This is a genomic window from Oscillibacter sp. MSJ-31 (genome assembly GCF_018918025.1).
Taxonomy (GTDB): Bacteria; Bacillota; Clostridia; order Oscillospirales; family Oscillospiraceae; genus Hominicoprocola.
This window is the reverse complement of sequence record NZ_JAHLPT010000001.1, coordinates 76345-91661: the sequence shown is the minus strand read 5'-3', so window position 1 is coordinate 91661 and position 15317 is coordinate 76345. Positions and strand designations below refer to the sequence as shown.

17 protein-coding genes are annotated in these 15317 nt (G+C 61.4%); 1 reads left to right on the top strand and 16 read right to left on the bottom strand.

Annotation, left to right across the window (positions count from 1 at the left end; translation table 11 throughout):
* From KQI17_RS00325 to KQI17_RS00270, 12 genes are all read right to left on the bottom strand, one after another.
* The gene (locus tag KQI17_RS00325; RefSeq protein WP_216494231.1) at nucleotides 1–408 is read right to left on the bottom strand and encodes a SoxR reducing system RseC family protein; all 408 of its coding nucleotides are present in this window, start codon (nucleotides 406–408) and stop codon (nucleotides 1–3) included.
* Nucleotides 409–418: 10 nt separating this feature from the next.
* A complete protein-coding gene (locus tag KQI17_RS00320; protein WP_216494230.1) occupies nucleotides 419–1684 on the bottom strand; it encodes a YbbR-like domain-containing protein in 1266 nt (421 codons plus the stop codon).
* Entirely contained in the window at nucleotides 1671–2564 is an 894-nt protein-coding gene (gene cdaA / locus KQI17_RS00315) for a diadenylate cyclase CdaA (RefSeq protein ID WP_216494229.1), read from the bottom strand. Before cdaA ends, KQI17_RS00320 begins: the two co-directional genes overlap by 14 nt.
* Nucleotides 2565–2667: 103 nt before the next feature.
* Nucleotides 2668–3786, bottom strand: a complete 1119-nt coding sequence (locus KQI17_RS00310; protein ID WP_216494228.1) for an aminotransferase class V-fold PLP-dependent enzyme — start codon at nucleotides 3784–3786, stop codon at nucleotides 2668–2670.
* A gap of 4 nt (nucleotides 3787–3790) precedes the next feature.
* On the bottom strand, nucleotides 3791–4012 hold the full coding sequence (locus KQI17_RS00305) for a DUF3343 domain-containing protein (protein WP_022019007.1): 222 nt from the start codon (nucleotides 4010–4012) through the stop codon (nucleotides 3791–3793).
* Nucleotides 4013–4120: 108 nt separating this feature from the next.
* A complete protein-coding gene (gene xerD, locus KQI17_RS00300) occupies nucleotides 4121–5008 on the bottom strand; it encodes a site-specific tyrosine recombinase XerD (RefSeq protein ID WP_216494227.1) in 888 nt (295 codons plus the stop codon).
* Nucleotides 5009–5031: 23 nt separating this feature from the next.
* Nucleotides 5032–5661 (bottom strand): hypothetical protein, encoded by a 630-nt coding sequence (locus tag KQI17_RS00295; RefSeq protein WP_216494226.1) that lies wholly within the window; start codon nucleotides 5659–5661, stop codon nucleotides 5032–5034.
* 330 nt (nucleotides 5662–5991) lie between these two features.
* Nucleotides 5992–6402 carry a hypothetical protein gene (locus KQI17_RS00290; RefSeq protein WP_216494225.1) on the bottom strand — a complete coding sequence of 137 codons (411 nt, stop codon included), beginning with the start codon at nucleotides 6400–6402 and terminating at the stop codon, nucleotides 5992–5994.
* A 132-nt stretch (nucleotides 6403–6534) separates the two neighbouring features.
* Complete coding sequence (gene yajC / locus KQI17_RS00285) at nucleotides 6535–6936, bottom strand: preprotein translocase subunit YajC (protein ID WP_216494224.1); 402 nt, start codon at nucleotides 6934–6936, stop codon at nucleotides 6535–6537.
* Nucleotides 6937–7035: 99 nt separating this feature from the next.
* Complete coding sequence (gene tgt / locus KQI17_RS00280; protein WP_216494223.1) at nucleotides 7036–8169, bottom strand: tRNA guanosine(34) transglycosylase Tgt; 1134 nt, start codon at nucleotides 8167–8169, stop codon at nucleotides 7036–7038.
* Nucleotides 8170–8240: 71 nt separating this feature from the next.
* Nucleotides 8241–9266: a tRNA preQ1(34) S-adenosylmethionine ribosyltransferase-isomerase QueA gene (gene queA, locus KQI17_RS00275; protein ID WP_216494222.1), complete on the bottom strand. Its 1026-nt coding sequence runs from the start codon at nucleotides 9264–9266 to the stop codon at nucleotides 8241–8243.
* Between the two features lie 16 nt (nucleotides 9267–9282).
* A complete protein-coding gene (locus KQI17_RS00270) occupies nucleotides 9283–10959 on the bottom strand; it encodes a SpoIID/LytB domain-containing protein (protein WP_216494221.1) in 1677 nt (558 codons plus the stop codon).
* Between the two features lie 135 nt (nucleotides 10960–11094).
* Between KQI17_RS00270 and dapA the strand changes: the two genes are divergently transcribed.
* Entirely contained in the window at nucleotides 11095–11982 is an 888-nt protein-coding gene (gene dapA, locus KQI17_RS00265) for a 4-hydroxy-tetrahydrodipicolinate synthase (RefSeq protein ID WP_216494220.1), read from the top strand.
* A 29-nt stretch (nucleotides 11983–12011) separates the two neighbouring features.
* Here the strand turns inward: dapA and ispF are convergent, their stop codons facing one another.
* From ispF to KQI17_RS00245, 4 genes are all read right to left on the bottom strand, one after another.
* A complete protein-coding gene (gene ispF / locus KQI17_RS00260; protein ID WP_216494219.1) occupies nucleotides 12012–12497 on the bottom strand; it encodes a 2-C-methyl-D-erythritol 2,4-cyclodiphosphate synthase in 486 nt (161 codons plus the stop codon).
* Nucleotides 12494–13243 carry a 2-C-methyl-D-erythritol 4-phosphate cytidylyltransferase gene (gene ispD / locus KQI17_RS00255; RefSeq protein WP_216494218.1) on the bottom strand — a complete coding sequence of 250 codons (750 nt, stop codon included), beginning with the start codon at nucleotides 13241–13243 and terminating at the stop codon, nucleotides 12494–12496. Before ispD ends, ispF begins: the two co-directional genes overlap by 4 nt.
* Entirely contained in the window at nucleotides 13240–13731 is a 492-nt protein-coding gene (locus KQI17_RS00250) for a CarD family transcriptional regulator (RefSeq protein ID WP_022018996.1), read from the bottom strand. The genes ispD and KQI17_RS00250 overlap by 4 nt, the downstream gene beginning before the upstream one ends.
* Before the next feature lie 205 nt (nucleotides 13732–13936).
* Nucleotides 13937–15277 carry a butyryl-CoA:acetate CoA-transferase gene (locus KQI17_RS00245; protein ID WP_216494217.1) on the bottom strand — a complete coding sequence of 447 codons (1341 nt, stop codon included), beginning with the start codon at nucleotides 15275–15277 and terminating at the stop codon, nucleotides 13937–13939.
* Nucleotides 15278–15317 lie beyond the last annotated feature (40 nt).

Here is a 15317-nt window from a genome sequence, read left to right as displayed (position 1 = left end):
CTACAGGGTTCGTATGATGGTGAACGCCAGCCCGCCCTCACGCTTCAGCTTGCGATCGTAGAGGATCGCCGGCACGATGCCGAGGCAGAACGCCGCAATGGCGATGGCATAGCGCAGGCTTTCAGAGGTCAGCGCGTAGGAGGCAAAGTAGCCGATCAGAAACAACACGATGGGCACCGCGTAGACCAGCAGCATCACGCCATAGAGCCGCTTGTTGCTGCTCTCGACCACGACCTTCTGTCCCGCCTGCGCGCCGATGGGATTGAGCGCCACCGCATGGGTGGACGAGCCCTGCATCCCGCAGCCCGAGCAGCTCTCGCAGTCGTGTCCGCAGGCGGACTTGCGGGGAACGGAGATCTCCGCCCTGCCGCCGCGCAATATTTTTTCAACCGTTGCTATCTGGGTCATAGGTTCTCCTTCAGTTATGCTCTGTACTGTTTTCCGCTCCGCCGCTCAAACGCACGGTCACCTGATAGCTGCCGACGGCGCCGACGTCCAGCCCGTCCACATAAACCGTTGCAGGGACGGTATAGACGCCGTCCGCGTCGGAAACGTTCGTCAGGTCCGCCACCACGCGGAGGTTTTCTTCATTCACCCGCGCGAGCGCCGTGCTCGTGCCGCGCAGCGTCACGCTCAGCGTCGAGGTCACGACCGTCACATCACGCTCGGTCGTCAGGTTCTCGTAGCCGAACTGCGTGGCGTCCACCGTCAGGGAGTCGATGTCGTCGAACAGGATGGTCAGCGTCACGCTCGTCACGCCGCTGAGATTGTCCACGCCGTCAGGAAGCGGAATATCGTAGGTAAAGGTCTCCGCCGCCTTGAGATCGGCGAGCGAGAGCGTATCGAGCTTGATCTCGTCGATGGCAGCCATCGTCGAGGCGTCGCCCGAAAGCGTGATCGTGTCGATCGGCGTCAGCGCCCACTTGACGTTCTCGAGCCGCGAGCCGGGCGTTTCGACAAATTCGACCGTGAGCGGGACCTCCTTGACCGTCATCACCGGCATCGTCACCTGGATGCTCTCGCTGGCCGGATGGATGCGGTTCGAACGGATGAGCTGGTCGCTGAAATCGTACAGCTCAAAGCCCAGCAGCTCCACGACCGTGGAGGTCGCGTTTTCAATGTTCAGCGTGACCTGCGCGTAGCTCACCTGCATGATGTCGACCTGCTGGCCGCGCACCTCAAGCGTCTCGGGCAGCATACGGACCGTGCCGGCGATATAGCCCTCCGCCACGTTGCCGACGACCTTGCAGCGGATCTCCACATTCTTGCGGAACAGCTCGCCGATCTCAATGACGGTCGAGCGGACGGCCGGCTCCTTCTGCGTGATGCTGCTCGAAAGCAGCTCGTCGCGCGGGCCGCGCGGATAAATGACACTGTATGTGATAGACTGCTTGCCGGTCGAAGTGACCGAGCTGAGGTCAGCCACAATGCGGATCTTATCTGGATCAAGCTTAAAATAGGTGCTGCGAGGCATCCGCAGCGTAAGGTCGACCGTTTCCTCTTCACTGGAGAGGAGCATGAGCCCCTTATCCGCCAGCGTGGTGTCTTCGTTGGTAAATTCTATCGGCACATCGTTGACGGAGATCTCGATCTCCGTGTCGTCGTTGGCGTAGAACCAAACGAGCAGCGCAATGAGGATCGACAAGCCGATGCAAAACGCCCTGCGGCCTTTAGTTTGCTCCATTTTCTTCGTCGTCCTCCTTCCGCTTTTTCAGGATACGCGGCAAATGCAGCTGCGGCTTGTCCGCTCCCGGTTCCTCTGTCTGCGGCATCAGCTCGTTGAGGAGCAGCTTCTCGAGCGTCTCCGGCTTGAGGTGACGCTTGAGCAGTCCGCCGATGGCGACGGAGATGGTGCCCGTCTCCTCCGAGACGATGACGACCACGGCGTCGGAATTTTCGCTCATGCCAATGCCCGCGCGGTGGCGCATACCGAGGTCGCGGCTGAGGTTCACATTCTTCGACAGCGGCAGCATACAGCCGCCCGCCAGGATGCGCCCGTCGCGGATGATGACCGCACCGTCGTGCATCGCGGCCTTGACGAAGAAGATGTTTTTCAGCAGCTCGCTGCTCACCTGCGCGTCCACGATGGTGCCGGTGCGCGCCATCTCGTCGAGGTTGATCTCACGCTCAAAGACGATCAGCACGCCCGTGCGGGTCTTGGACATCTCGGTGCAGGCGAGCACCGTCTGCGCGATGGCGTTTTCAATGGCGCTCGACTGCTGCTTTGCGGCAAAGGGAATGAACGAGCGCAGCTTACTCGAGCCGACCTGCTCTAAAATGCGGCGAATCTCCGGCTGGAAAAGGACGATCAGTGCGAGGATGCCGACATCAAGCATGTGGTTGAGGATAAAGTAAATGCCATTGAGCTTGAATACATGCGAGATCCACAGCGCCAGCAGAAACACCATAATGCCCTTGACCAAGCTCTCCGCGCGAGTGCTGCGCACAAGGCGGAGCAGCAGATAGCAGCAATAGGCCATCAGCGCGATATCCAGATAGTCTGCGATGCGGATGGTCGTCACATAACGCCACGCACCCTCGAGTATGGTCATCACAAATTCCATGGCATATCCCTCTTAAGCAATAGTTATTCATATTCTAATATAATCCGCAAAAAAAAGCAACCGAAAGAGCATGAATTTTCCATGAATTTGTGCAGCGCAGCCTTCAGCCGCGCACGATGCTCCGCAGCGCATGGGTAAAAGCGTCGATATCCGCCGCCGAGGTAAAGGCGGAGACGCTCAGGCGCACCGTTCCGTTCGGCAGCGTTCCCGCCGTGCGGTGGGCGTAGGGCGCGCAGTGCAGTCCGCCGCGCAGGGCAAAGCCCCGCTGCGCCAGCGCGTCCGCGGTCTCCTCCGGCTCCCTGCCATCCAGGTTGAAGGACAGCACCCCGACCTGCTCCGCGGCGTCCCGCGCGGCATAGACCGTAACGCCGTCCATTCCGCGCAGCGCAGCGGCGGCCTGCTCGATCAGCGCGCGCTCGTGGCGCTCGATACGCTCCCGTCTTTCCCGTACGAAGCGCAGCCCTGCCTCCAAGCCCGCGATGCCGGGCATATTGTGCGTACCGGCCTCCAGCCGGTCCGGCAGAAAGTCCGGCATGGTCTGCTCGAGCGACGCGCTGCCCGTGCCGCCGTAGAGGAGCGGCGCGGCGTCGTGCGCGCACAGCAGAAGTCCCGTCCCCTGCGGGCCGTAAAGCCCCTTGTGTCCCGGCATGGCGATAAAGGCCGCGCCGAGCGTGTCCAGCTCGAACGGCAGGATGCCCGCGGACTGCGAGGCGTCCACGATCAGGGGAACTCCCTCCGCTCGGCAGAGCGCAGCGATCTCCTCGATCGGCAGAACGAAGCCGAACACATTGGAGACGTGCGTGCAGACGACGGCGTCAAGCTCCGGCGAGATGCTGTTTTCAAAGGCGCGCAGCAGCGCGGCGCGGTCAAAGAGCGGCGAAGCGGCGACCTTGATCCTCGCGCCCAGCGCGTGCAACGGCCGCGTGACGGCGTTGTGCTCATAGCCGGAGACGGCGACGCGCCCTCCCTCCGGCACGAGCGAACGGATGGCAATGTTCAGGGCGTGCGTCGCGTTGGAGGTAAAGACGACCTGCTCCGGCGAGGGTACACCGAACAGCTCGGCAGCAAGGCTTCGGCAGCGGAAGGCCGTCTCCTCCGCTGCTCTGGCCGCGGCATAGCCGCCGCGCCCCGGCGAGGACATGGTGCGCATGGCCCTCTGCATCGCATAGGAAACGCTCAGGGGCTTTTGGAAGGTCGTCGCGGCGGAGTCCAGATAGATCATGGCCCTACCTCCGAACGATCTTGACCGGCTCGACCTGCGCGTCCTGCAGGCGGCGGATGGCGGCGGCGTAATTCCGCTCCGCGACCTCCAGCGTGTAGCCGCAGCCGCGGCCCGTCAGCTCGGCGCTCGCGCGCAGCACCCGTGTGCGGATGCCCGCACGGTCCAGGACCTTCATCATCTGCTGGGCGTGCGTGATGGAGCGTGCAACCAGTAAATAGCGTTCCATACTCTCCCCTCCTCGCAGCATACTATGCGACCGCGCCGGAAGCGGTGCATTGCGCCGGAGGGCAAAAAGAGAAGGACGCCAAAACGTCCTTCCCGTTTCCTTTTTCTATTACGCGCGCGGGTGCGCCTTCTGATAGATGTCCCGCAGCTGCTTTTTCACAACGTGGGTGTAGATCTGCGTGGAGGAAATATCCGCGTGACCCAGCATCTCCTGAATGGCGCGCAGGTCCGCGCCGTTTTCCAGCAGATGCACCGCAAACGAGTGGCGCAGCGTGTGCGGCGTGATGTCCTTGTCGATCTGTGCCATCTCCTGATAGTGCTTGACGATCTTCCAGAAGCCCTGACGGCTCATGCGCTCGCCGTTCATGTTGACGAACAGCGCCGTCTCCTCGGGATCGGCCAGCAGCTGAGGGCGGACATCCTTGATGTAATCCGAAAGCGCCTTGACCGCGGCGGGATAGAGCGGAATGATGCGCTCCTTGCCCTTGCTCTCGCAGCGGATGAAGCCGGCGGAAAGGCTGCAGTCGCTCTCGTCGAGCGAGATAAGCTCGCTCACGCGGATGCCGGTGGCATAGAGCAGTTCGAGCATCGCGTGATCGCGGTAGCCCTTGGCGTCCACGCACTGCGGCTGGTCGAGGAACAGCTCGACCTCCTTGCCGGTCAGGATCTCCGGGAACCTGCGCTCGACCTTGAGGGCGGCGACGCCCTTGGCGGGATTGGTCTTGATCTCGCCGCGCTCGGCAAGGAAGGCATAAAAGGACTTGATGGAGGCCAGCGCGCGCGTGACCGTCGCGGCGGACTTCCCCTTGCCGCCCATCCACGCGACGTAGTCGCTGATGGCGGCGGTCTTGACCTTGCGCAAATCGGTCACCCGCTGGGCGGCAAGGTGCTCGGAAAACTGGCGCAGGTCGCGAAGATAGGAGCTGAGCGTATTTTCGGAGGCGTGCTTTTCCTCGCGCAGATAATCCTCATAGAGCTTCAGATAATCGGACGCCATCCGGCACACCTCCTTCCGTAAGATCAGCGCAGCAAAAGCGACAGGATGCGTGGAATGAACCACAGCTCCAGCGCCGCGCCAAAAAATAAACACACACACGCGATCCCAAAGCGGGACCAATACCGCTTTCCGTAGGTCACGCCCTTCGCCCGCTTTCCGCCGCCGACCGATAAGGCCGCAAGACCGCGCGAGGTCTCCCACGCGGCGCTGCCGAGCAGCAGCGTGCAAGGCAGCACAAGCATCAGCCGCAGCGCGAAGAGAACAGGCAGCAGGAAAAATCCATCCTGCCCCAGACCCGAGGCGAAGCAAAGAAGCGAATAGGCGTACAGGAAGCCCTGAGCGGCACACACCGCCGGAATGAGCGCCACGCCGACGGAGGCAAAGCCCAGCAGGAACACCGCCACGCTCGCACGGAAAAAGCAGACCATCGTCTGCCAGACCGCCGCGGAGGAGGGCGCGCCCTCGATGCGCAGGGCAAGGTAGCCCTCAAGATATCGGCGCAGCTCGCCGCCCATTGCCGACGCGCCGCGCGCGGCGACCATGCCGCCGAGGACCGCGCCGAGAAGAAAAAAAGCGGCAAGCGCCAGCATGGAAAGCGGTATTTTTCGCAGACTGACGCATCGCAGACGCGCCGCCGTTCGTCTTTGCTTCAATGTAAATCCCTCACTGTTTTCCGCCGAGGAAATTCGCAGGGCGCAAAAAGCGAGGGAGCGAAAGCACTTATAAATATAGGCTATTTGTCCCCGTTTCGCAAGCGGATTTCCTCAATTTCCCGAATTTTGTCAATTATGTCAAAATATTATGTAAACACCATTATGTAAACTTCATACACCGAGCTTTTTCGGAACAAGATATGGTATCGTGAAAAACCGCCGTTTACAAAATCTGGAAACCGTCTTTCAGGCCGCCCTCATTCCCCACCAGGCCATATTTGTGCAATCCGTTCACGCCGCGCAGAATGCGCCGTTTTTCGATCTTTATGTTTACCGTCGGGAACGAGGCGTTTTATGTCGCTTTGCCCGTTTTCCCTTCTCCCGCCGCGCAAGTCCCGCCGCAAGCAGCCCGCCAAGTGCAGACGCCGTGAGCAGCCCCAGCACCCCATTCAGGTCCGGCGCATCCGACGCGAGCAGCCCGAGCAGCGACACGCATACCCAGAACGCCGCAGCAGCAAGCAGCGGCAGCGCCGCTGCCCCTCGTTTCCCTCGCAATGTCATCATCGCACCGCCGAAGGCCGAAAGGCAGGCACACGCCCATACTGCTTGCCCTATTCGCACCTCATCCAGTCTGCCGCTCACCGTCAGATAGGCCGCAAGCGTCAGCAGCACCAGATATGCGCCCATCGCCGTCGCCAAGCCGAGCATGATCGGCCTCACCGACAATCGCTTCTTCTCCATTCCATAGTCCTCCCCATCCCGGTCGTTCAAAAGAGCGTATGCCGCAAGGCTGCATTTTATATCCAGGCCCTCGAAAAAAGTGCGCAAAAAAGCGCCGACCATTCGGCCAGCGCTTTCGCGTCAGGATATGATTTACTTGATCTCGGGATCGTAGGAGGGCTTTTCTTCCGCAGCAGGAGCCTCGACCGTCTCAGTCGCTTTCTCCTCGACAGTAGGAGTCTCCTCCACCTTTTCTTCGACCTTGTCAGCCTTCTTGCCGCTCTTCTGCGCGGCAGCCTGCTCCATCGCGCCGGTGGACTGCACCGCCCACTTGGTCACCTCGATGCGGACGCGGTCCTCGCTCGTCTCAAAGACGATGGTAGAGTCGTTGACCTGCACGATCTTGCCGACCATACCGCCGATGGTGGTGACGCGGTCGCCCTTTTTCAGGCTGCTGCGCATCTGCTCCGCCTGCTTTTTGCGTTTGTTTTCCGGACGAATGATGAGGAAATAGAAGACCGCGATCATCGCGACCATGAGAAGAAGGGATTCCATAATTGTTAAAGTTCCTTTCGTTTTTAAGGTTCCGCCATAACAGCATTGCTGTCATTATAGCCGAATCCGTCCTAATGTGCAAGAGTTTTCTGCGGCAAATTACGCTCTTTCCGAAAGCTTTTCGCTGTATTCCGCGCGGAAGGCCGCAAACTCGCCGGCATCCAGTGCGTCGCGGATGTGTTCCGTGAGCTTGTTGTAGAAATAGAGATTGTGCATCACCGCAAGGCGCAGCGCCAGCATCTCATCCGCCTTGAAGAGGTGGCGCAGATAGGCGCGCGAGAAATTCCGGCAGGTCGGGCAGTCGCAGCGCTCGTCGATCGAGCGCTCGTCGAGCTTGTATTTCTCGTTTTTCAGGTTGATCGCGCCACCCCATGTAAAGAGCTTGCCGTGGCGCGCGTTGCGCGCCGGCATCACGCAGTCGAAGAAGTCCACACCGCGCGCCACGCCCTCAATGATGTTCGACGGCGTGCCGACACCCATCAGGTAGCGCGGCTTGTCCTGCGGCATATAGGGCTCGACCGCGTCGATGATGTCGTACATCACCTGCGTCGGCTCGCCGACCGCAAGACCGCCGATAGCGTAGCCATCGCAGTCAATCTTTGCGATCTCCTTCATGTGCCAGATGCGCAGATCCTCAAAGGTCGCACCCTGATTGATGCCGAAAAGCATCTGCCCCGGGTTGACGGTATCCGGCAAGGAGTTTAACTTGTCATGCTCTGCCTTGCAGCGCTCCAGCCAGCGCAGCGTGCGCTCGCAGGAGTCCTTCGCGTACTTGTAGGGCGCCGGATTCTCCACGCACTCGTCGAAGGCCATCGCAATGTCGCTGCCGAGGTTGGACTGGATGCGCATACTCTCCTCCGGTCCCATGAAGATGTGGTGGCCGTCGAGGTGAGAGGCAAAGGTGACGCCTTCCTCCTTGATCTTGCGCAGTCCCGCAAGGGAGAACACCTGGAAGCCGCCGGAGTCCGTCAGGATCGGGCCGTCCCAGTGCATGAACTTATGCAGTCCGCCCATTTGGCGCACCACGTCGTCGCTCGGGCGGAGATGGAGATGGTAGGTGTTGGACAGCTCGATCTGACAGCCGAGCTCCTTGAGGTCCAGCGCGCTCACGCCGCCCTTGATCGCCGCCTGCGTGCCGACGTTCATGAAAACCGGCGTCTGCACCTCGCCGCCGTGGGCGCATTGGAATTTGCCGCGCCGGGCCTTGCCCTCGTATTTGATGACCTTGAACATAGCTCGTTCCTCACATTTTGTATATACAGAATATCGAATCGTATATGCAATGCATATACGATTCGTATGCATCAGGAGATAAACATCGCGTCGCCGAAGCTGAAGAAGCGGTAGCGTTCGCGCACCGCCTCCTCATAGGCGGCAAGAACGTGCTCGCGCCCCGCGAGCGCGCTCACCAGCATGATGAGCGTAGACTCCGGCAGGTGGAAATTCGTGACAAGCGCGTCCATCACCTTGAAGCGGTAGCCCGGATAGATGTAAATATTCGTCCAGCCGCCGGTCGCGGTCATGGTGCCGTCCTCCCCCGCCCAGCTCTCGATGGTGCGGCAGGAGGTCGTGCCGACACAGATCACACGCCCGCCGTTCGCCTTCGTGCGGTTGATCAGATCCGCCGTCTCCTGCGGAATGGTGCAGTATTCGCTGTGCATATCGTGCTGCTCGATCTCGTCCTCCTTGACCGGTCGGAACGTGCCGAGCCCGACGTGCAGCGTCACATAGCCGACGCCGACGCCCTTGGCAGCGATCCTCTCCAGAAGCTCCGGCGTGAAGTGCAGACCCGCCGTGGGGGCCGCCGCCGAGCCGTTGACCTTGGAGTAAACAGTCTGGTAGCGTTCCTGATCCTGCAGCTCCTCCTTGATGTAGGGCGGCAGCGGCATCTTGCCGAGCCGCTCGAGCACCTCAAGGAAAATTCCCTCGTAGTCGAAGCGTACCAGGCGGTTGCCGTCCGGCAGGACCTCGGCGATCTCCGCCGTCAGCTCGCCGTCGCCGAAGCTCACCCGCGCACCCTCGCGCAGGTGCTTGCCTGGACGCACAAGGCACTCCCACACCTTATCGCCCTTGTCTTGCAGCAGCAGCACCTCGCAGGCTCCGCCGCCGGGCAAACGGTGTCCCAGCAGGCGCGCCGGCAGAACGCGGGAATTGTTCAAAATCAGGCAGTCCCCCGCCCTCAAAAATTCCGGCAGCTCATAAAAGTGGTGGTGCGACCACTCCCCCGTTGCCTTATCGAGACACAGCAGGCGCGACTCGTCGCGTTTTTCCAGCGGCGTCTGCGCGATCAGCTCCGGCGGGAGGTCGTAGTAAAAATCACTTGTTTTCATCTTGCTTCTTTCCGCATCAGCTCAGCGTGATGCCCGTGTAGTAGAAATTCAGAATGTCGCGATAGGTATAGCCCTGCTCCGCCATGGCAAACGCGCCCCACTGGCTCATGCCGACGTTGTGGCCCCAGCCCGAGCCGGAGAAGGTGAAGGTGTTGCTTGTGTTCGCACTCTTGCGCTCGAGCGACTGCACGCCGCCCGATGTAATGACGTAGGTATCCTTCGCGCCGGCATTGTTCGGCGTGACCGTGCCGTCGCCGTCGATCACATACAGCCCGCCCGTGCCGGTCACCGAGCTCTGCGCATCGTTGACGTAGTAGGTGCTCGCGTCGCCGCCGGTGACGGTATAGCGCATACTGCGCACGTTGATATGGTCGTACACGCCGTTGAGGAGCGTGCGGCACTTCTCGCGCCGCGCGGTGTAGCTGCCCCGGGTCCCCTCATAGGTAATGGCAATGACGTTGCCCGTGTCGCTGTATTCGGACACATAGACGTTCTGCACCTGCCCGATGTCGGTATTGGCCTCGGACTTGAGCACCTCGCGCAGCTCGTCGCCGGTCGCGGTGAACGACCAGTAGTAGCGGGAGAAGCGCCACGCGACGCTTGCCTCGTAAGGATCGAGCTTGCCCTGCAGATACGGCACCTCGCTGCCCCAGACGTTCTTGCAGCTCTCGCTCGCGCCGCCGTTGCAGGAGTAGTAGACCGCGTTGGTCACCAGCTCGCCGTTGTAGTAGAGATAGACGCCGCGCGTCTCCTCCGCCGCCGCGTCGGAGCGCTCATTGGAGAGTGCCGCGCCGCGATAGGCCTGACAGTCTGTTGTTGAACAGACATCAAAGCCTGCGCTGCGGTGCCGCGTCTGAGACGCGGCATAGGTGCGCGCGCAGACTGTCTGCGCCTTGAGCGCCTCGAGCGGCCAGTCGTTCGACATTTCCGCCGCAATGACGCACTTGACGTAATCTTCGATGTCCAGCACGTTGATGACGCTGATGTAGCCGCCGGTCGTGCGCTGGTATTCAAAACCGCCGTAGTAGCGGTAGCCGGAGAACCACGTCACCGTCTTCTCTCCGCTCACCGAGCGTGGGCGGACACCGAGACTGCGAAGGCCCGAACAGTCGAACTCAAAAAGAACGGTGTCCGTATCCGTGACCGACACGACCACGCCGGTGCTGCTCGGCGTTACGATCTGCGCGCCATAGGCCAGCACATCTGTTTCCGACAGCACACGCGCGGACTCATCGTAGCTCGCGTGGTTGCCGACGCGCACACGATACTCCCCGTCGATGTAGGCGACGAAGCCCTTCGGGTAGCTCTGCGCCACCGCAAGCGCCTCCTCGTAGCTACCGAACGCTGTGAGCAGCTCAATGTGGTAGGCGCCGAGGATGGTGGAGTAATTCGTCGGCCGCGTCTCATAGCACACGCCGCCGGAAACGTAGGCGTTGCTGTCCACCGTAACGGTGATCCTCTGCTCATCCGTCGCGGCGAGCGGAACGAAGCTGCGGCCGGCATCGTAATAGCCGAACTCGTAGCCGGAGCCGCTGAGCGTATCGTTGTAGTTTTGCAGCCGCGCCGTAAAAAGAGCGTTCGTGCCGTATTTTAAGCCGACCTTGAGCATAGTATTCTCTGTGGCCTGCGCGCCGACGCACAGCGTGAGCGCAAGCAGCATACTCAAGATGATCGTTTTCCAGAATCGTTTCATAGGGGTCCTCCATTGGCCGCATTTCCCTGCGTTTCTACATTATAGGATAAAATGCGCAAGGATTCAAGGAAAACCGTTCTTTTTCTCCCGGCAATATTTTCCACGCTGCTATCAAAAAAGAGAGGAGCTTCCATCATGTCCCAATCCTTATTCCGCGGCTCCGGCGTTGCGCTCGTGACGCCAATGACGCCCGACGGCATCGACTTCCCCGCCCTTGAGCAGCTGATCGAATGGCATATCGCCTCCGGCACCGATGCGCTTATCCTCTGCGCGACGACCGGCGAGGGCGCGACGCTGACCTATGCCGAACGCGCCGAGATCATCGAGCGGTCCGTCCGGCAGGTAAACGGCCGCGTCCCTGTCATCGTCGGCACCGGCTCGAACAACACCGCCTCCGCCATCGCACTCTCGCGTGAGGCCTGTGCAGCGGGCGCGGACGGCGTTCTGGTCGTCACGCCCTACTACAACAAGGCGACGCAGCGCGGGCTCGTGCGCCACTTCACCGCCGTCGCCGACGCCGTCGACCGCCCGCTCATCGTCTACAATGTCCCCTCCCGCACCGGCGTGAGCTGCACCGCCGAGACCTACGCCGTGCTCGCGCAGCACCCGAACATCGTCGGCGTCAAGGAGGCCTCCGGCAGCTTCGCCCTGATCCAGGAGGCCCTTAACCTCTGCGGCGACGGCTTCTCCGTCTGGTCCGGCAACGACGAGGACACCGCCGCCGTCTGCGCGCTCGGCGGCGCAGGGGTAATCTCCGTCGCGGCAAACATCGTTCCGCGCGAAATGCACAGGCTGGTGGAGCTGTGCCTTGCCGACCGCATTTTGGAGGCAGGACGTGAACAGCTTCGCCTTGCTCCGCTCATCCGGGCGCTCTTCTGCGAGGTCAATCCCATTCCGGTCAAGACCGCGATGGCGCGCATGGGACTGTGCAGCGATCTTCTCCGTCTGCCGTTGTGCGAAATGAGCGAAGAAAACCGCGCGCGGCTCTTCGCTGCGATGGACGCCTGCGGCGTAGACGCATGAAAAAAAGGACGGCTCAGCCGTCCTTTTTCTTATTCTATTTTCTCAAGCAGCGCGACCGCGTGCGCCGCGATGCCAAGTCCCTCTCCGGTAAAGCCGAGTCCCTCCTCGGTCGTCGCCTTGACGCTGACGCGGGAGATGTCAAGCGCAAGCACGCGGGCAAGGTTTTCCCGCATCCGCTCACGGTAGGGCGCGAGCTTCGGAGCCTGCGCCAAAACCGTCGCATCAAGGTTGACGACGGCATATCCCGCCTCACGCAGCCGCTCCGCCACACGCTCGAGCAGCAAGATGCTCGAGATCCCGGCGTAAGCCGCGTCCGTATCGGGAAAGAGCTTGCCGATATCGCCCAGCGCCGCCGCGCCGAGCAGAGCGTCCATGACGGCGTGCGTCAGCACGTCGGCGTCGCTGTGGCCGAGCAGGCCCTTTTCATACGGCACCTCTACGCCGCCGAGAATGAGTCTCCGCCCCTCCGTCAGGCGGTGGACGTCATAGCCGTGTCCGATGCGCAGACCCGTCATTTCTCCGCCTCCCGTTCCTCCCGTCGGCGCAGGATCGCCTCTGCGACGATCAGGTCGAGCGGTGTGGTGATCTTGATGTTTTCCTCGTCGCCATCTGTCAAGTAGACTGCCTTGCCAAGGCGCTCTACCGCGGAGCAATCGTCCGTCAGCGCCGCGTGCTCCGTCAGCGCGGATTGCAGCGCTGCTTTCAGAAGTCCGGCGTCAAAAACCTGCGGCGTCTGCACCGCAAAAAGCATGGAGCGATCCGGCGTTTCCGTCACGCGGCGATCCCGTGCGAGCTTGATGGTGTCATGCACCGGCACAGCGGGAGCCGCGGCGGCGCACACCGCCGCGCGCAGTACCACCGCGTCGAACAGCTCCGGCGTCACGAGCGGACGCGCTCCGTCCTGAACAGCAAGCAGCTTCGCGTCGGCTCTTGCCTCCAGCGCCGCGCGCAGCACAGATTCCTGTCTTGTCGCGCCGCCCACGACCACCTTGACCGGCTTGCGAATGCCATAGGTCTTGCAGAGCTCCGCGTAGGTCAGCAGGTCCTCCTCCCGCGCCGCGATCACGATCTCGTCCACGCTCTGCGCCGCGTCGACCGCGCGCAGCGTGTGCGCCAGCACCGGCATCCCATCCAGCGGCAGCAGGAGCTTATTTTCGCCGCCCATCCGCTGCGAGCTGCCCGCCGCGGCAAGGATCGCCGTGCAGGTCGGACGAACGGTGGAAACGCCTTTGCCCAGCAGCCTCCCAAGCAGCTTTTTCATGCGCTCTCCTCCGCCATCATGGCCGCATTGACACGTGCCTCCGCGTCGGCGTACTCCACATCCTCGGCCAGCACGACCTCCGAAAGCAGGATCTGTCTGGCGTTGTGCAGCATCTTGCGTTCGCCGGTGGAGAGCCCGCGCTCGCCGTCGCGGTGCATCAGCGCCTTGATCACGCCTGCGACCTCCAGCAGGTCGCCGCTCTTGATGCGCTCCATATTCTCGCGGTAGCGGTGGTTCCAGTTCGTCGTCATGTCCACGCTCAGCTTCGGGAGCTCCGCAAGCACGCGCTCGATCGTCTCTGCTGACGAGACTGCGCGGACTCCAATCATCTCGCTGTTCGCCGTCGGAATCTTGAGCGTCAGGCCGGAGACAGGCATCCGGAACACATAAAACCGGACAAGGTCCCTGCCGATCTTCTCGTCCACGATGCTTTCGATCACACCGGCTCCGTGCATCGGATGCACGATCTTATCCCCTACGCAGAACATGACGCCCGCCTCCTGTCAAAAATTTTCAGTCACACAACATAGAAAACCGCAAAAGGGTCATTTCCCCTCTGTATATAGTATAGCTCAAGTCCGAATATTTTTCAAGTTTTTTCTGCTTCCTGCTCAAAAATCGCGCCCGATCCCGCACCTACGGCAGGAAAAAGGACGGCCCCTTCGGGCCGCCCTTTTGTATCAAACAGCAGGCTTACTTGTTGCTTCTGCGCCAGATGTGCATCTTCTCCGCGTCGGCGATGAGCTGCTCGCGGAAGTCGGGATGCGCCACGGAGATCAGCGCCTCGGCGCGCTCCCAGGTGGACAGGCCCTTGAGGTTGACCATGCCGTACTCGGTGACGATATAGTGCGTGCAGGAGCGCGGATCGGTGCAGATGGAGCCGGGCGTCAGCGTGGGAACGATGCGGCTCTTGACCGTGCCGTCCTTGCCGGTGACGGTCGAGGACATGCAGATGAAGCTCTTGCCGCCCTTGGAAAGATATGCACCCATGGCGAAGTCAAGCTGGCCGCCCGTGCCGGAGATGTGCTTGATGCCGGCGGATTCGGCGTTGACCTGACCGAAGAGATCGCAGTCGATGGCATTGTTGATGGAAATGAAGTTGTCGATCTGCGAGATGACATGAACATCGTTCGTGTAATCGACCGGCGCGCCCATGACGTCCGGGTTGCGGTCCATGTAATCATAGAGCTTCTGCGTACCGGCGGCAAACGCGAAGACCTGACGGCCCTTGTCGAGCTGCTTGTGCTTGCCGGTGATCTTGCCGGCCATCGCCATATCCACAAAGCCGTCCACATACATCTCGGTGTGAACGGAGAGATCCTTGAGGTCGGACTGCGCGATCATCGAGCCGATGGTGTTCGGCATACCGCCGATGCCGAGCTGCAGGCAGGCACCGTTCGGGATCTGCGGCACGACGAGGTTCGCCACCGCGGTGTCTACCTCGGTCGGTGCGCCGCCCGCGCCGAGCTGAGCCACGGGCGGGTTCTCGCCCTCAACGACCATACCGACGTCGGCAATGTTGATCTCGCAGCCGTTCAGGCCGTAGACCCACGGCAGATTCTCGTTGACCTCGACGATGACCATCTTGGCGTTATCGAGCATATCCGCCAGATGCGAGCAGGCCAGCGCATAGCTGAAGTTGCCGTGCTTGTCCATCGGCGTGACCTGGATCATCGCCACATCCACCTTGGCGTTGCCGTCGCGATAGAAGCGCGGCAACTCGCTGTAGCGCATGGGAGAGAAATAGCCCATGCCCTTGGCGATGATCTTGCGGTCGATGCCGCTGCAATGCCAGGAATGCCATGTAAAGTGCTCGCCGGCGTCCTCCGCCTTGCAGATCTCGGGCATCCACATCGTCACGCCGCCGCGGACCTTGACGTCGCGCAGCTCGCTCTGACGGGCGGCAAGCGCCTTGTCAAGCGTGTAGGGATGGTTCGTGCACCAGCCGTAATCGACCCAGTCGCCGCTCTTGACGGCCTTGACCGCCTCGGCGGCGGTGGTCAGCTTCTTCTGATAGAGTTCCTGAACGTTCATCGTTGGTCTCCTCCTGAATGAATATGGTAAAGGGGTTTTG

What these genes read in the sequence shown, in the direction of transcription:
- KQI17_RS00250 (WP_022018996.1), bottom strand. Translation starts at nt 13,731, where the DNA reads ATGTTCTGCGTAGGGGATAAGATCGTGCATCCGATGCACGGAGCCGGT.
- KQI17_RS00290 (WP_216494225.1), bottom strand. Translation starts at nt 6,402, where the DNA reads ATGGAGAAGAAGCGATTGTCGGTGAGGCCGATCATGCTCGGCTTGGCG.
- KQI17_RS00270 (WP_216494221.1), bottom strand. Translation starts at nt 10,959, where the DNA reads ATGAAACGATTCTGGAAAACGATCATCTTGAGTATGCTGCTTGCGCTC.
- KQI17_RS00245 (WP_216494217.1), bottom strand. Translation starts at nt 15,277, where the DNA reads ATGAACGTTCAGGAACTCTATCAGAAGAAGCTGACCACCGCCGCCGAG.
- xerD (WP_216494227.1), bottom strand. Translation starts at nt 5,008, where the DNA reads ATGGCGTCCGATTATCTGAAGCTCTATGAGGATTATCTGCGCGAGGAA.
- tgt (WP_216494223.1), bottom strand. Translation starts at nt 8,169, where the DNA reads ATGTTCAAGGTCATCAAATACGAGGGCAAGGCCCGGCGCGGCAAATTC.
- KQI17_RS00325 (WP_216494231.1), bottom strand. Translation starts at nt 408, where the DNA reads ATGACCCAGATAGCAACGGTTGAAAAAATATTGCGCGGCGGCAGGGCG.
- dapA (WP_216494220.1), top strand. Translation starts at nt 11,095, where the DNA reads ATGTCCCAATCCTTATTCCGCGGCTCCGGCGTTGCGCTCGTGACGCCA.
- KQI17_RS00310 (WP_216494228.1), bottom strand. Translation starts at nt 3,786, where the DNA reads ATGATCTATCTGGACTCCGCCGCGACGACCTTCCAAAAGCCCCTGAGC.
- ispD (WP_216494218.1), bottom strand. Translation starts at nt 13,243, where the DNA reads ATGAAAAAGCTGCTTGGGAGGCTGCTGGGCAAAGGCGTTTCCACCGTT.
- KQI17_RS00305 (WP_022019007.1), bottom strand. Translation starts at nt 4,012, where the DNA reads ATGGAACGCTATTTACTGGTTGCACGCTCCATCACGCACGCCCAGCAG.
- queA (WP_216494222.1), bottom strand. Translation starts at nt 9,266, where the DNA reads ATGAAAACAAGTGATTTTTACTACGACCTCCCGCCGGAGCTGATCGCG.
- yajC (WP_216494224.1), bottom strand. Translation starts at nt 6,936, where the DNA reads ATGGAATCCCTTCTTCTCATGGTCGCGATGATCGCGGTCTTCTATTTC.
- ispF (WP_216494219.1), bottom strand. Translation starts at nt 12,497, where the DNA reads ATGACGGGTCTGCGCATCGGACACGGCTATGACGTCCACCGCCTGACG.
- cdaA (WP_216494229.1), bottom strand. Translation starts at nt 2,564, where the DNA reads ATGGAATTTGTGATGACCATACTCGAGGGTGCGTGGCGTTATGTGACG.
- KQI17_RS00320 (WP_216494230.1), bottom strand. Translation starts at nt 1,684, where the DNA reads ATGGAGCAAACTAAAGGCCGCAGGGCGTTTTGCATCGGCTTGTCGATC.